The following is a 14,206-nucleotide window of genomic DNA, read 5'->3' on the forward strand; positions in this document are numbered from 1 at the left end:
CGAGTCTCACCATGCGGTACTCGGGAGGTGGTTTTCGGGCGCTCGTTAGACTGAGCCGACCCGCAGTACAAGGGCGTATGTGCGGAAACAGACAAACTGAGCGAGGAGCGCACGTGGGCCTTGTCGTGCAGAAGTACGGAGGCTCCTCCGTAGCCGATGCCGAGGGCATCAAGCGCGTCGCCAAGCGGATCGTGGAAGCGAAGAAGAACGGCCACCAGGTGGTCGTGGTCGTTTCCGCGATGGGCGACACGACGGACGAGCTGATCGATCTCGCCGAGCAGGTATCCCCGATGCCCAGCGGCCGGGAATTCGACATGCTGCTGACCGCCGGAGAGCGGATCTCCATGGCCCTGCTGGCGATGGCGATCAAAAACCTGGGTCACAGCGCCCAGTCGTTCACCGGCAGCCAGGCAGGCGTCATCACCGACTCGGTTCACAACAAAGCCCGGATCATCGACGTCACGCCGGGGCGCATCCGGACCGCGCTGGACGAGGGCAACATCGCCATCGTCGCCGGGTTCCAGGGTGTCAGCCAGGACAAGAAGGACATCACCACGCTGGGGCGTGGCGGGTCCGACACCACGGCCGTCGCCCTCGCCGCCGCGCTCGACGCGGAGGTCTGCGAGATCTACACCGACGTGGACGGCGTGTTCACCGCCGACCCGCGCGTGGTGAAGAAGGCGCAGAAGATCGACTGGATCGCCTTCGAGGACATGCTGGAGCTCGCGGCCTCCGGTTCCAAGGTGCTGCTCCACCGCTGTGTGGAGTACGCCCGCCGCTACAACATCCCGATCCATGTCCGCTCGTCCTTCAGCGGACTCCAGGGCACGTGGGTCAGCAGTGAGCCACTCGTTCCGAAGACACAGCAGCAAGGGGAAAAGCCGGTGGAGCAGGCCATCATCTCCGGTGTCGCGCACGACACCTCCGAGGCCAAGGTCACGGTCGTGGGTGTGCCGGACAAGCCGGGCGAGGCTGCCGTGATCTTCCGGACGATCGCCGACGCCGAGATCAACATCGACATGATCGTGCAGAACGTGTCCGCGGCCTCCACCGGCCTGACGGACATCTCCTTCACGCTGCCCAAGGCCGAGGGCCGCAAGGCCATCGACGCCCTGGAGAAGAACAAGGCCGGCATCGGCTTCGACTCGCTGCGCTACGACGACCAGATCGGCAAGATCTCCCTGGTCGGCGCCGGGATGAAGACCAACCCGGGCGTCACGGCCGACTTCTTCAAGGCCCTGTCCGACGCGGGCGTCAACATCGAGCTCATCTCGACCTCCGAGATCCGCATCTCGGTCGTGACGCGCGCCGACGACGTCAACGAGGCTGTGCGCGCCGTGCACACCGCCTTCGGGCTCGACTCCGACAGCGACGAGGCCGTCGTCTACGGGGGCACCGGCCGCTGATGGCCAGTACCGTGCGGCCGACCCTCGCGGTCGTGGGAGCGACCGGAGCCGTCGGCTCGGTCATGCTCAGGATCCTCTCCCAGCGGGCCGACATCTGGGGTGAGATCCGCCTCGTCGCCTCCCCGCGCTCGGCCGGCCGCAAGCTGGCCGTGCGCGGCGAGGAGGTCGAGGTGGTGGCCCTGTCGGAGGCGGCCTTCGACGGGGTCGACGTCGCCATGTTCGACGTGCCCGACGAGGTCGCGGCGCAGTGGGCGCCGGTCGCGGCCGCCAAGGGCGTGGTCGTCGTCGACAACTCGGGCGCCTTCCGGATGGACCCGGAGGTGCCGCTGGTCGTCCCCGAGGTCAACGCGCACGCGCTGCGGACCCGGCCACGCGGGATCGTCGCCAACCCCAACTGCACGACGCTGTCGATGATCGTCGCCCTGGGCGCGCTGCACGCCGAGTACGGGCTGCGCGAGCTGGTGGTGTCCTCGTACCAGGCGGTGAGCGGGGCGGGGCGGGCCGGGGTGGAGACACTGCGGCGGCAGATGTCGCTGGTCGCCGGCACCGAGCTGGGGACCGGCCCCGGTGACCTGCGGCGGGCCGTCGGCGACGACACCGGGCCGTTTCCCGAGCCGGTGGCGCTGAACGTCGTCCCGTGGGCGGGGTCGCTGCGCGCGGACGGCTGGTCGTCGGAGGAGATGAAGGTGCGGGACGAGTCCCGCAAGATCCTCGGGCTGCCGAAGCTGCCGGTGGCGGTGACCTGTGTGCGCGTCCCGGTGGTCACCACGCACTCCCTCACCGTGCACGCCCGTTTCCAGGACGAGGTCACCGTGGACGGCGCCCGCGAGATCATCGCGACGGCGCCCGGTGTCGTCCTGTTCGACAATCCGGCGGCGGGGGAGTTCCCCACGCCCGCCGACGTGGTCGGCACCGACCCGACCTGGGTGGGCCGGGTCCGGCGGGCTCTCGACGACCCGACGGCGCTCGAACTGTTCGTGTGCGGGGACAATCTGCGCAAGGGGGCCGCGCTGAACACCGCGCAGATCGCGGAGCTGGTGGCGGCCGAGTTGTCCTGAGGCGGCCGCACCGGCGTCCGGCGATTTGCTACCGGGAGTAAAAGCGCTGGCAGGGCTTGGTGGGTTTGTAGGATCTTCAGTGCAATGTGAGCGGGTCGATGGTCCGAACCACTTGTATCGGACACCTTTGGCATCCGAAGATTTTCCTCCCCGCTCTCCGCAACCGTGCGCAGGGCGGGGAGCGTCTTTGCAGACACCCTGCGGGGTGTGCGCAGACGTGTGAACGATCACAGCGTTCGGGGACGCGGTGATCTGGGCGTGGGGACGCCCGTTCATATGGCATATAGGGGAAGAGCGGGACACATGAGACGGGTGCGCGGGGCCTTGGTCGACGCAAAAGTGACGCCGAACGCGTACAACCCCCACGGGGGGAAGTGTGTCCAACTGGCGTGGCAGAGGTACTCGAACTCCCAGTGGCGCCCCGCGGCGCGGCCCTTCGGCCGCCGCGAGCCGTCCTCCGACCCCGCATGCCCGGCGCGCCCGGCGGCGTGCCGGTGATCGCGCCCATGCCCGCAGCGCGGCCCGCCCGCGTCCCCAGCCAGCGTGACGGCGCCGAAGCCGCCGAAGCGACCGTCGCCGCCGAGACCGCCGAGGCGGCCGGCACCACCGTCGACCACCTCACCGAGACCTACCGGGCGCACTACCGCTCGCTGCTGGGTCTCGCCGCCCTCCTCCTCGACGACACCGCCTCCTGCGAGGACGTCGTCCAGGAGGCCTTCATCCGCGTCCACTCCGCGCGCAAACGCGTCCGCGACCCGGAGAAGACCCTGGCCTACCTGCGTCAGACGGTCGTCAACCTCTCCCGATCCGCCCTGCGCCGCCGCATCCTCGGCCTGAAGCTGCTCTCCAAGCCGATGCCGGACATGGCCAGCGCGGAGGAAGGCGCCTACGACCAGCTGGAGCGCGACTCGCTCATCAAGGCGATGAAAGGCCTCCAGCGCCGGCAGCGCGAGGTCCTCGTGCTGCGCTACTTCGCCGACATGACCGAGGCCCAGGTCGCCGCGACCCTCGGCGTCTCCCTCGGCTCGGTCAAGGCCTACGGCTCGCGCGGTATCGCCGCCCTGCGCATAGCCATGGAGGCGTCGGCGTGAGCGGGGAAGCCGAAGGGCAGGGCTCACACGGCGGTCACGACAGTCACGAGCGCCACGAGCCGTTCGCGTGGCACGAGCCGACGTCCTCGTCGTCCACACAAGAGCCGAAGCAATCGCACGCTGGGAACTCAACCGTGAACCACCACCTCGACGAACAGAGCCCCGACGGGTTCGACTCGGACGAGCTGGCACTGCGCCGGATGCTGCACGACGCCGTCCAGGAGATGGAGCCGCGCGACGGCTCGCTGGACCACCTGCGGCGGGCCGTCCCCGTCCGGCGGGCCCGCAAGCGGCAGGCGGCCGTCGGCATGGCGGCCGCGGCTCTCTTCCTCGGCACCGCCGTCCCGGCCGTGCTGCACGTCTCGAACTCCGGCGGCTCCGATGCCAACCCTTCCATCGCCGGCCAGGCCTCACAGGCGCAGGGGGGCACGGATCAGGGCAAGGACCCCGACGGCGGCTCCTCGGGCAAGGTCGGCGACTCCTCCGGCAAGACCGGTGAGCAGGGCAAGGGCGGCGCCACCGACTCCGGCCAGGGCAAGGAGTCCGAGGGCGGCACCGCCTCCAGCGGCACCGGCCCCACCTCCGAGTCCGCGGCGAGTGCGACCGCCTGTACGGCGGACCAGCTCGATGCCGGCACTCCGAGCGTCGACGTCCCCGACTCGGCCGGCACCGTCTACGGCACCTTCCGCGTCCAGAACGCCTCCAGCGCCACCTGCACCGTCAGCGGCGCCGTCTCCGTGACCTTCGGCGCCCAGGGCGCCGCCGACGCCTCGAAGATCACCGTCGTGGAGCACGCCGCCGGGGACGTGGCGGCCGGCCTGCCCGACCCCTCCCTCTACGTCTCCCAGCACGCGCTCGCGCCCGGCTCGGCCTACGAGGTCAAGTTCGCCTGGGTGCCCTCCGAGACCTGCCCCACCACGGGCGGCAGCAGCGGCGGCGACAGCGGCGGCTCGGCGTCCCCGTCCCCGACTCCGACCGAGCAGTCGAGCACGACGGGCGAGACCACCTCCGGCACCTCGGCCCAGCTGTACACCGAGGACGGCACGGTCGACGGCAGTGTGAACGTGTCCTACACGGCCGAGAGCGGTTCCCCGACGAGCGTGGTGACGGTGTCCGACGCGTGCGCCGGGACGATCTACCGGACGGGCGTGCTGGCGTCGTCCTGAACCCGCTCGGGGCGATCGGCCGAACCGGCGCCGGGCTCCCCGGGCTCCTCGGGAAAGATGCCGAGCTCCGCGTCCCGGGCGAACTCCACCTCGCGGCGCAGCAGCCGGAACCACATGAACACCACGAACCCGGCGAAGACGAACCACTCGCCGGTGTAGCCCAGGTTCTGGAACGCCTTCAGGTCGAGCCCCGTGTCGGCCGCCGCGGTCGCGGGCACCGCCGTCATCCCCGAGTCGGCGGTGTCGAGCGTGACCCACGCGTCGTAGAGGTCGTACGGCACCAGATTGACCAGTGACGCGGTGCTGATCGCCGAGGTCTGCCCGGCCGGCAGGCCGCCCTGGGCGCTCACCCCGTTGTCGCCCGGCGTCTCGGAGGCCTGGAGCGTGCCGGTGACGGTGACCTGGCCGGCCGGCGGCTTCGGGGCCTTGGCGGAGTCGGCGCCGCCGGGCAGCCAGCCGCGCACCACGGGCAGTGCCTTGCCGCCGTCCGTGCGCAGCAGGGTCAGCACGTAGTACCCGTCCCTGCCGTCCAGCTGCCGGTCGGGCACCAGCAACTGCTTGCCGTAGCGCCCGGTGGTGGTGGTGCGCCGGCCGGAGGTGGACTTGTCCACGGGCAGCAGTTCGGCGAGCGGCCGCGCGGCCTGTGTACGGGCGGACTCGGCCTGCTCCTTCGCGCTGCGGTGGTCGTCCACCCGCGCCTCGAACCGGCTCAGCTGCCAGGACCCCATGAACACGCAGAAGGGGATGGCCAGCAGCACGAAGACGTTGATCCCCCACCAGCGGGGCGTCAGCAGGAACCGGTACACGCCCTCCACGGTACGGGGCGGGCGCCGGGCGCCGACCCGCGGGGTGAGGGTCGGGCGGGACGCCGGCGAGGGTCGGGTGGGGCTCGGGTGGCGCTCGGGCGGGGCTCATTGGTGGGAACGAGGTGCGAAGTCGGTGGGAAGTTATCCACAGCCTGGGGACCTTGGCGTCCCGTTGCCCTCGCGGGCAGGCAGTATGGGGTCATGACTGAGAGCAACGGGTCCGCCGCACCCGAGCAGTACGAGGAGATGCCGGACTGGGAGAAGCGCTTCCGGGCGCCCCGGGTGTCGCTGCCCGACTGGGCGGAGGACGCGCCGGACCGCTCCCTGTTCGTTTCCAATGCGACGGGGACGTACGAGCTGTACGCCTGGGACCGGGCCACGGGCCACCAGCGCCAGGTGACCGACCGGGCCAACGGCACGACGGACGGCGTGCTCTCCCCGGACGGCGCGTGGATCTGGTGGTTCGACGACAAGGACGGCGACGAGTTCGGCGTCTGGCGCCGTCAGCCCTTCGGCGGCGGAGCCGACGAGCCCGCCACCCCGGGCCTGGACGCCTCCTACCCGGCGGGCCTGGCCCTCGGCCGCGACGGCCGTACCGCGGTGGTCGGCCGCTCCACCGACGAGGAGGGCACGACGATCCATGTGGCGCGGGTCGGCGAGCCCCCCTTCGAGCTGTACCGCCACCGGGAGTCCGCGGGCGTGGGCGACCTCTCCCACGACGGCTCCCTCATCGCCGTCGAGCACACCGAGCACGGCGACGCGATGCACTCCGCGCTGCGGGTCCTGCGCCCCGACGGCTCGAAGGTCGCCGAGCTGGACGACACGAAGGGCGGTGTCGAGGAACTGGGCCTGGAGGTGCTGGGTTTCGCCCCGGTCGACGGCGACACCCGGCTGCTGATCGGCCACCAGCGCCGCGGCCGCTGGGAGCCTCTGGTCTGGGACGTGGCGACCGGCCTGGAGACGGACCTGGACCTGGACCTGCCGGGCGACGTCAGCGCCGAGTGGTACCCGGACGGCTCGGGCCTGCTCATCGTGCACAGCTTCGAGGCCCGCAGCGAACTGTTCCGTTACGACCTCGCGAGCGCCGCGCTGGAGCGGATCACGACTCCGCCCGGCACGGTCTCCGGGGCCACGGCCCGTCCGGACGGCAGCGTGGAGTACCTGTGGTCGTCCGCGGCCCGGCCGCCGGCGGTCCGCTCGACGACGGGCGAAGTGGTCCTGGACCCGCCCGGCATGAAGTCCCCCGGCTCGGTCCCGGTGGAGGACGTGTGGGTGGAGGGACCCGGCGGCCGCATCCACGCGCTGGTCCAGCGGCCCGCCGGTGCCACCGGCCCGCTGCCCACCGTCTTCGACATCCACGGCGGCCCGACCTGGCACGACAGCGACGCCTTCGCGGCGGCCCCGGCGGCCTGGGTGGACCACGGCTACGCGGTCGTCCGCGTCAACTACCGCGGCTCCACCGGCTACGGCCGCGCCTGGACGGACGCCCTGAAGCACCGGGTGGGCCTGATCGAGCTCGAGGACATCGAGGCGGTCCGGGAATGGGCGGTCAGCTCCGGCCTCTCCGACCCCGCCAGGCTGATCCTCACCGGCGGCTCCTGGGGCGGCTACCTCACCCTCCTCGGCCTCGGCGCCCAGCCCGACGCGTGGGCCGTGGGCATCGCGGCCGTCCCCGTCGCCGACTACGTCACGGCCTACCACGACGAGATGGAGGCCCTGAAGGCGATGGACCGCACGCTGCTCGGCGGCACCCCCGAGGAGGTCCCGGAGCGCTTCGAGGCCTCGTCCCCGCTGACGTACGTCGACAAGGTGCGGGCCCCCGTCTACATCTCGGCCGGCGTGAACGACCCCCGCTGCCCCATCCGCCAGATCGACAACTACGTCAGGCGCCTGGAGGCGAGAGCAGCGGTGCACGAGGTGTACCGCTACGACGCGGGCCACGGCTCGCTCGTGGTGGACGAACGCATCAAGCAGGTACGACTGGAACTGGAGTTCGCAGAACGCCACCTGCCCCGCTGAGCCCGGCTTCCACCCCGGCTCCACCCCTGCCCCTGCTCATTTGTCAGCCCCTCCGGCGTTCGAGGAGCGGGGGTTCGGGGGCGGAGCCCCCGAGGACGGGAAGGGTAGGGGCGGCGGGGGCGAAAACCCTCCGGGCGGCAGCCGGTCCACGACGGGCGGAAGCGGGGCGCCCCCGGGCGGGAGCGGCAGCCCAGAGGGGCGGGGGCGCGCCCAAGTGGGTGGGGGGCTAGCCCCCCGACCCGCCTCGCCCCCTGCGCCGCAGCAACTCCGCCAGCCCCCGCCGCGTAGCAGCCAGCACCACCCGATCCGAGCCCCGCAGGACATACGCGTCCGAGAGGTCCCACACCAGCCCCGACCCACCCTGCCCCTCCCGCCCGGTGTCCAGCGCCAGCACCCGCCAGTACCCCGCCCGAAACGCCTCCCCGACCGTCTTGCCCTCCAACTGCGCATGCCCCCCGACCTGCAACGCGGCGAACAGCAGCACCCGCCGCTCCACCGGGATCGCCCCCAGGATCTGCCGCCCCATCATCGCCCCGGCGAACGACGGCGCCGCGAGGTGCGTCACGCTCCGGCTCCGGGTCAGCGCCTGCGGATGCGCGGCCCGCAGGGTGCGGTAGACGGCGGTCGCGAAGTCGTCGTCGTACAGCCGCAGCACCACCCGTAGATCGGGCCGCAGCGACCGCGCGTACAACGCGGCCTCCAGGTTCGTCGTGTCGGAGCTGGTCACCGCGAGCAGCGCATGCGCACGGTGGATCTTCGCGGCCTCCAGCACCCCCTCCTGCGTGACGTCCCCCAGCACCACCGGCACCCGTAACCGCCGCGCCACCGCGAGCCCGCGCGCCTCCGGCCCGGCCTCGACGCACACCACGGGGATGTTCAGCTCACGCAACCGGATCAGCACCCGCGTGCCGATCTTCCCCAGCCCGAGCAGCACGACATGCCCGCCGAGACCCCGGGGCGGCCGGCGCAGGGCCCCCGCCCCGCGGAACGTGCCGAGCGCTTCCAGCACCGCCGCCAGCAGCACCGGCAGCAGCAGCAACCCCATCAGTCCGGAGAGGAGTTGAAGGACCTGACGTTCGGTGGTGGCCCCGACGGCCGGGTCGTTGATGGCGAACAGATCCAGCAGCGTCAGATACAGCGCGCCCAGCGGATGGATGCCGGTCGCCAGCCACAACGCCACCGCCAGCGCGAACACACACCCGACAAGGCCGGCCAGCGACCACCGCAGCCGCCGCGAGAACAGCGAGGCGAAAGGCACCACCACCCCGACGCCCCGCCCGGCCGGCAACGCGGGCCCGGCGGAGTAGGAGACCTGCTCCAGGACGACGGACCCGCGCCTCCCGGACGCGGCCGCCTCCCGTACGGCCGCCGCGTCGGGCAACAGCAGCGGCCCCTGCTCACCGCTGGCCTCGGAACCGTCCGCGAAGGCCGGGTCGCTGCCGAGCGCGGAGAGCAGCGCGAGCGTGGGCAGGCCCGGCGGGTCGGAGTCCCCGGGGCCGGCCGGCGGCCGCTCCACGGCGCGCAGCAGCAGCCCGTCCGTCTGGACGACCTTGCTGGTGCCGACGACGGCGGTCGCGGCGAGCGCGGGGGCCGCGGTGTCGGCGTCGGACAGCACGGTGGTCGAGGCGTCACCGGGGGAGACGTCGTAGGCGTCCCCCGTCGCGCCCGCGCTCTCGGCGGCCAACGCGGCCGCCTGGTCGAGGAGTTCCTCGATGTGCTGGCCCAACCGCCGGTTGTAGAGCCGCAGGACGAGTCGCAGCCGGGGGTTGAGCCGGCGGGCGGTGAGGGCGGCGCGGATGTTGGTCTCGTCGTCGTCGTACACGAGCGCCAGCGCGGCGGCCCGCTCCACACCCGCCTCGGCGAGCACCGCCTCGGTGGCCTCCATGGCCTCCAGGGTCCGCTGTCCGCCCGTGGGTTCGCTCGGGGCGGCGGGTGTGCCGTTGCCGGCCGCCCGGTTGACGGCCGCGCTCACCACCCGGTCGAGCAGCGCCGCCGACACGGCCCGGGCCCGCCCCACGACCGGCGGCCGTACCGTCCGTTCGGCGGGCGGCACGACGAGCGTGACCTGCTCCTCGTACACCCCCCGCAGTTCGGCGGCGAGCCGGTGCGCGAGACCGTCGTCACCGCACACCACCATGTGCGCGCCGGTGGTGCCCGGCGGCTGACCCTGATTCGGAACGCTCCCCACGAGGGAGAAGACTGCCTCACCGGGACGGGAGGTTCCACGGATGAGGTGAACACCCCGTACGGAACTCTCGTATGAAAGGGGAGGGAATGCGAGAAACAGGCATCAGGGAGAACACGGAAGCCGGAGGTGCGCGACCCGTGGCCATCACCAGAGCGGCCCCGCACGAGGAGGACGCCCACCGGGACCGTCCGCAGGCACCTCCCGCGCCGTCCTCGCCGCCCGACGAGCCCGGGCGGCTCACCTCGCCCCTGGTCCTGACCATGCTGCTGCTCCTGATGGTGCTGCTGCAGAGCCCGATCCGCCGCGCGCTGTCCGCCCCGGTGATGCAGAGCTGGATGACGGTGTTCGTGGCGGTGGTGGTGCAGGCGCTGCCGTTCCTGGTGCTGGGGGTGCTGCTGTCGGCGGCGATCGCGGTCTACGTACCGCCCTCCTTCTTCGCCCGCGCCCTGCCGTCCCGCCCCGGACTCGCCGTTCCGGTCGCCGGGGTCGCGGGCGCGCTGCTGCCCGGCTGCGAGTGCGCGTCGGTCCCGGTGGCCGGCGCCCTGGTCCGCCGGGGCGTGACCCCGGCCGCGGCCCTCGCGTTCCTGCTCTCCGCCCCGACGATCAACCCGATCGTGCTGACGGCGACGGCCGTGGCCTTCCCCCGCAACCCCGAGATGGTGCTGGCCCGTTTCGTCGCCAGTCTGCTCGTGGCGTGCGCGATGGGCTGGCTGTGGCAACGGCTGGGCCGCACGGACTGGTTGCGGCTGCCGGCCCACGCGCCGCACGAGGGGGAGAGCAAGGGGGCCGCGTTCTGGGACTCGGTCCGGCACGACGTGATGCACGCCGGCGGCTTCCTGGTCCTGGGCGCGATGGCGGCGGCCACCCTGAAGGCGGTCGCCCCGGAGAGCTGGCTGCGCACGGCCGCGGAGAACCCGGCGGTCGCCGTCCTGACGCTGGCCGTCCTCGCGGTGGTCCTCTCCATCTGTTCGGAGGCGGACGCGTTCGTCGCCGCGTCCCTGACCCAGTTCTCCCTCACGGCCCGGCTCGCCTTCCTGGTGGTCGGCCCGATGATCGACCTCAAGCTGTTCGCGATGCAGGCGGGCACCTTCGGCCGGGCCTTCGCGCTGCGCTTCGCCCCGGCGACCTTCGCGCTGGCCATCGTGTCGGCGGTCCTGACGGGATGGGTCCTGCTGTGAACCGACAGTCCCAGGCGGCCGTCCTCTTCCTCCTCGGCGCGGCCCTGCTGCACGCCGGCACCACCGACCTCTACCTCCGCTACGTCAAGGCGGGCCTGCGCCCGCTGCTGCTGGCGTCCGGCGCGATCCTGATCGTCACGGCGCTGGCGACGGCGTGGTACGAACACCGCAGGACGAAGGCGAAGACGCAGCGCAAGCAGGAGCAGCAGGAGCATGCGCAGCAGCAACTGGAACAGCGGGAACAGGAACAGCAGACAGCGGACGCGGAAACCCCCGCCGCCTCTGAACACGTCCACGCCGAACACGTCCACGCCGAACACGTCCACGCCGAACACGTCCACGCCGAGCACGCCCACCCCGAAACGCGGGTCTCCTGGCTCCTGATCCTCCCGCTCCTGGCGCTGATCCTGGTCGCCCCGCCGGCCCTGGGCTCGTACAGCGCGACCCGCACGGGCACGGCCCTCCAGGAGCCCCTCGCCTACCCGGCCCTCCCCGCCACGGACCCGCTGCCCCTGAGCGTCGTCGACTACGCGGGCCGGGCCGTATACGACCACGGCCGCACCCTCACCGGCCGCGAGGTCCGCCTGACCGGCTTCGTGGCCCTGGACCACGACGGCACGCCCTACCTGGTCCGCATGGCCCTCAACTGCTGCGCCGCCGACGCCCAGCCGGTCAAGGTCGGCCTGACCGGCGACATCCCGCCGGTGCTCCAGCCGGACACCTGGCTGACCATCACCGGCACCTACACCCCTCGCACCACCCACGACCCGGTCAACAACGGCCCCATCCCCTTCATCAAGGTCACCACCGCCACACCGACCCCGGTCCCTCGGGATCCCTACGACGAGTCGTGGAACAACTGAGGGCGTATGCCCCTCGAAACTCGACGTGGCACGGCCGGACGAGGCCCCTCACCGACGGTTCGACCGCTACAGCCCGGTTAAGGCTCCCTCAACCCCTGGTGGCCGGGCGGTGAGCGCCTCATGATGGGGGCCATGACGGCGGCCTCGCGTGCCTTGACACGACTGGCGACCTGGCCCGACCTCGCGGAGGTCCGGCCCAGCTGCGGCACCGGTCGGGCATTGCGCTCGGGCGGGGTCGAGATCGCGCACTTCCACTCCGACCGGAGTGTCGACCTGCATCTCACCGGCAAGGCGATCCACCGGTTCGAGAGGGACCTGAGGCACTCCAGCGCGATCCGGCTGCTGCCCGGCTCGCCCTGGCTGACCGTCCATCTGGAGTGCGAGACCGACATCGACCTGCTCATGACGCTGGTCAGCGCCGCTCTCCAGGCCCACCAGAGGCACCCGGACGTGGACCTCACCGCCCTTCCGCGCTGCAACGAGCACCGGGAAGTGGCGCTCACCCGCGAGAGCGCCGGCGGCATCTAGACCTCCGAGGCCCCCTTCAGCCGGTGCCGTTCGGAGGGTGGAGTCTGTCCTGGAGGCCCCCTGTGGTCGTGCCGGTCGGCAGTCACCCGCCCGGCTGCCCGGCTGCCCGGCGCCCTCGACCTGTCCCGCCCGCCCGGCACCCGCCCCGCCCGTCCGGCGATCCGCCCCGGCCGTCTGGATAGCTGACGGTCCGTCAGTTATGGTCGCCCTGGCGTGCTGAAGCCATCACCCATGCCGACGCCGACGTCGTTGCCGATACGGAAGGGGCGAGCGCCTTGGAGACCGAACCGGATCGTCCGACCCGTCCTCCCCGGAGCCCGCAGCCGCCGGGCGTTCCCCGCTGGGTGGCGATGTTCTACGACCCGGCCTCGACGTCCTGGCGGCCGGGCGCCGAATCCCCCGACCGCACGCCGGTGCTGTACGCGATCGGCGAGATGACGCAGGTCAAACGGGCCCGGGGGGACGAGGTCGCCGTCGCCCTGTGGGGGCCGAAGGACGGTGAGTGGCAGCGCTTCGACCCGTCCCCGGCCGCGGCCGCGCCGGAGGCCGCGCCTGCGCCGCCGGGCGACGGCGCCGCACGCCCCGGCCACGCCAAGCTCGCGGAACGCATGGAGGACCGCCGGCACCAGGTCCTCATGGCGGGCCTGAGCAAGGCGGGCCTCTACGATCTCGCGCCGGACGACGTGACGGCCGTCCGGACCCTGGTCGACCAGGTGGACGAGGCCACGCTGCGCAGGGTCGCCCACTGGATGGCCCTGGCCGGCGGGCCGGTTGAGTGAGGAGGCCGCAGGGCAGACACGTCGTATGACGGTCTCCGTGAACCGCGCACTCTGTTACGGCTCCGGCGAGTGCGCCTTCCGCCTGCCCGCCGTCTTCACCGCGACGGACGACGGCTTCGGAGCCGTCGTCCCGGGACGCGAGGACACGGGCGACGACCCGGAGGTGCGGGAGGTGGCCGAGCGCTGCCCGTCGCAGGCCATCAGCCTCTAGCGGTGCCCCGGGGCGGGTAGCCCCAGCGGAAGGACTCCAGCGCCCGGGTCCGCGCCCCCACCGCCGCCATGCGTGCCTCCCGTTCGGCGGGGTCGACATGCGCGGACCGGCCCGTCACCTGACCGTCCCACTTCCGGTGGAGCAGCCCGGTCCGCGCCGAGAACCAGCCGCGGCTGACCGAGTTGAGCGCCACCAGGACGCCGGTGTCCTCGGAGGCCGGCAGGGCCATCCGGCCGCCGAGCGCGGTCAGCAGGTCGCGCCGTACGAAGAGACTCGCGGGGTGCACCGGCGCGCGGAAGTCGTTCGCCTTCCAGTGGCCGAGCACGGCTCCCCGCTCGATCAGCCCCTCGGCGGGATCGCCGGGGAAGCCGATCGTGGAGCCGTCCGGCAGGAGGTCCAGGGCCCTCGAGGTCGCCCAGCCGAGGCCCGGATCGCGCTCCGGGGCGGCCAGATCGCGGGCGAGGGTGCCGGGCGCGAGCCGGTCGTCGGCGTCCAGGACCTTCACGTACTCGCCCTCGGCGTGCGCGAGCGCGATCGTGCGGGCGACTCCGGGCCCGCCCGGGCGCCCCTGACGGAAGTCACCCGGCTGTCGTCGGGCACGCGGGGCGCCACCTCGTCCGTCGTGCCGTCCTCCTGGATCGCCCATTGCCAGTCCCGGCCGGCGGGTAACTCCTGGGTGCGCAGCGACTCGTAGGCCTCGGGCGGTTACCGGGCCGAAGGGGCGTGCACGGCGATGACTATGACGATGCGTCGGCTCGCGACGGCACTCAACATGTTTCCGCACGGGCGGTGTAGGGCGTGGGCATGTCACCAGGCCTGCGACCGCGGTCACCGGCGCCTCATGGAGAGCTCGCCAAGGCGTGACCGGGCAGGGAAAGACCCGGTCGCTGGCGACGGGGGATGCACCAGCGAC

General features: G+C 72.5%; 12 protein-coding genes and 1 pseudogene. 10 read left to right on the forward strand and 3 right to left on the reverse strand.

Annotation, left to right across the window (positions count from 1 at the left end):
- The first annotated feature begins 113 nt into the window (after positions 1-113).
- The 4 genes from ACFVYS_RS13000 to ACFVYS_RS13015 all read left to right on the forward strand — a co-directional run bounded on the left by ACFVYS_RS13000 (position 114) and on the right by ACFVYS_RS13015 (position 4,721).
- Positions 114-1,406: an aspartate kinase gene (locus ACFVYS_RS13000; protein ID WP_020129234.1), complete on the forward strand. Its 1,293-nt coding sequence runs from the start codon at positions 114-116 to the stop codon at positions 1,404-1,406.
- Positions 1,406-2,464 carry an aspartate-semialdehyde dehydrogenase gene (locus ACFVYS_RS13005; RefSeq protein WP_389501549.1) on the forward strand — a complete coding sequence of 353 codons (1,059 nt, stop codon included), beginning with the start codon at positions 1,406-1,408 and terminating at the stop codon, positions 2,462-2,464. Before ACFVYS_RS13000 ends, ACFVYS_RS13005 begins: the two co-directional genes overlap by 1 nt.
- A 467-nt stretch (positions 2,465-2,931) precedes the next feature.
- A complete protein-coding gene (locus ACFVYS_RS13010; RefSeq protein ID WP_389501550.1) occupies positions 2,932-3,555 on the forward strand; it encodes a SigE family RNA polymerase sigma factor in 624 nt (207 codons plus the stop codon).
- 134 nt (positions 3,556-3,689) lie between these two features.
- A complete protein-coding gene (locus ACFVYS_RS13015) occupies positions 3,690-4,721 on the forward strand; it encodes a hypothetical protein (protein ID WP_389501552.1) in 1,032 nt (343 codons plus the stop codon).
- On the opposite strand, the gene ACFVYS_RS13020 is transcribed toward ACFVYS_RS13015, so the two are convergent.
- Positions 4,691-5,527, reverse strand: a complete 837-nt coding sequence (locus ACFVYS_RS13020) for an SURF1 family protein (protein ID WP_389501554.1) — start codon at positions 5,525-5,527, stop codon at positions 4,691-4,693. The two genes, ACFVYS_RS13015 and ACFVYS_RS13020, sit on opposite strands and share 31 nt — an antisense overlap.
- 201 nt (positions 5,528-5,728) lie before the next feature.
- On the opposite strand from ACFVYS_RS13020, the gene ACFVYS_RS13025 reads away from it, so the two are divergent.
- Positions 5,729-7,546 carry a prolyl oligopeptidase family serine peptidase gene (locus tag ACFVYS_RS13025; RefSeq protein ID WP_389501556.1) on the forward strand — a complete coding sequence of 606 codons (1,818 nt, stop codon included), beginning with the start codon at positions 5,729-5,731 and terminating at the stop codon, positions 7,544-7,546.
- Between the two features lie 226 nt (positions 7,547-7,772).
- Here the strand turns inward: ACFVYS_RS13025 and ACFVYS_RS13030 are convergent, their stop codons facing one another.
- Entirely contained in the window at positions 7,773-9,683 is a 1,911-nt protein-coding gene (locus tag ACFVYS_RS13030) for an NAD-binding protein (RefSeq protein WP_389501802.1), read from the reverse strand.
- A 188-nt stretch (positions 9,684-9,871) separates the two neighbouring features.
- On the opposite strand from ACFVYS_RS13030, the gene ACFVYS_RS13035 reads away from it, so the two are divergent.
- The 5 genes from ACFVYS_RS13035 to ACFVYS_RS13055 all read left to right on the forward strand — a co-directional run bounded on the left by ACFVYS_RS13035 (position 9,872) and on the right by ACFVYS_RS13055 (position 13,293).
- Positions 9,872-10,912: a permease gene (locus ACFVYS_RS13035; protein ID WP_389501558.1), complete on the forward strand. Its 1,041-nt coding sequence runs from the start codon at positions 9,872-9,874 to the stop codon at positions 10,910-10,912.
- The gene (locus ACFVYS_RS13040) at positions 10,909-11,775 is read left to right on the forward strand and encodes a TIGR03943 family putative permease subunit (RefSeq protein ID WP_389501560.1); all 867 of its coding nucleotides are present in this window, start codon (positions 10,909-10,911) and stop codon (positions 11,773-11,775) included. The genes ACFVYS_RS13035 and ACFVYS_RS13040 overlap by 4 nt, the downstream gene beginning before the upstream one ends.
- A gap of 132 nt (positions 11,776-11,907) precedes the next feature.
- Positions 11,908-12,303, forward strand: a complete 396-nt coding sequence (locus ACFVYS_RS13045; protein ID WP_389501562.1) for a luciferase family protein — start codon at positions 11,908-11,910, stop codon at positions 12,301-12,303.
- A gap of 275 nt (positions 12,304-12,578) precedes the next feature.
- On the forward strand, positions 12,579-13,082 hold the full coding sequence (locus ACFVYS_RS13050) for a hypothetical protein (RefSeq protein WP_389501564.1): 504 nt from the start codon (positions 12,579-12,581) through the stop codon (positions 13,080-13,082).
- 25 nt (positions 13,083-13,107) lie between these two features.
- Positions 13,108-13,293 carry a ferredoxin gene (locus tag ACFVYS_RS13055; protein ID WP_389501566.1) on the forward strand — a complete coding sequence of 62 codons (186 nt, stop codon included), beginning with the start codon at positions 13,108-13,110 and terminating at the stop codon, positions 13,291-13,293.
- Here ACFVYS_RS13055 and ACFVYS_RS13060 read toward each other — a convergent pair.
- Positions 13,283-14,067, reverse strand: a pseudogene (locus ACFVYS_RS13060) (glycosyltransferase family 2 protein). The gene ACFVYS_RS13055 and the pseudogene ACFVYS_RS13060 overlap by 11 nt on opposite strands.
- Between the last annotated feature and the right edge of the window lie 139 nt (positions 14,068-14,206).

The sequence above is a fragment of the Streptomyces sp. NPDC058295 genome, from assembly GCF_042880655.1.
GTDB lineage: Bacteria > Actinomycetota > Actinomycetes > Streptomycetales > Streptomycetaceae > Streptomyces > Streptomyces coriariae.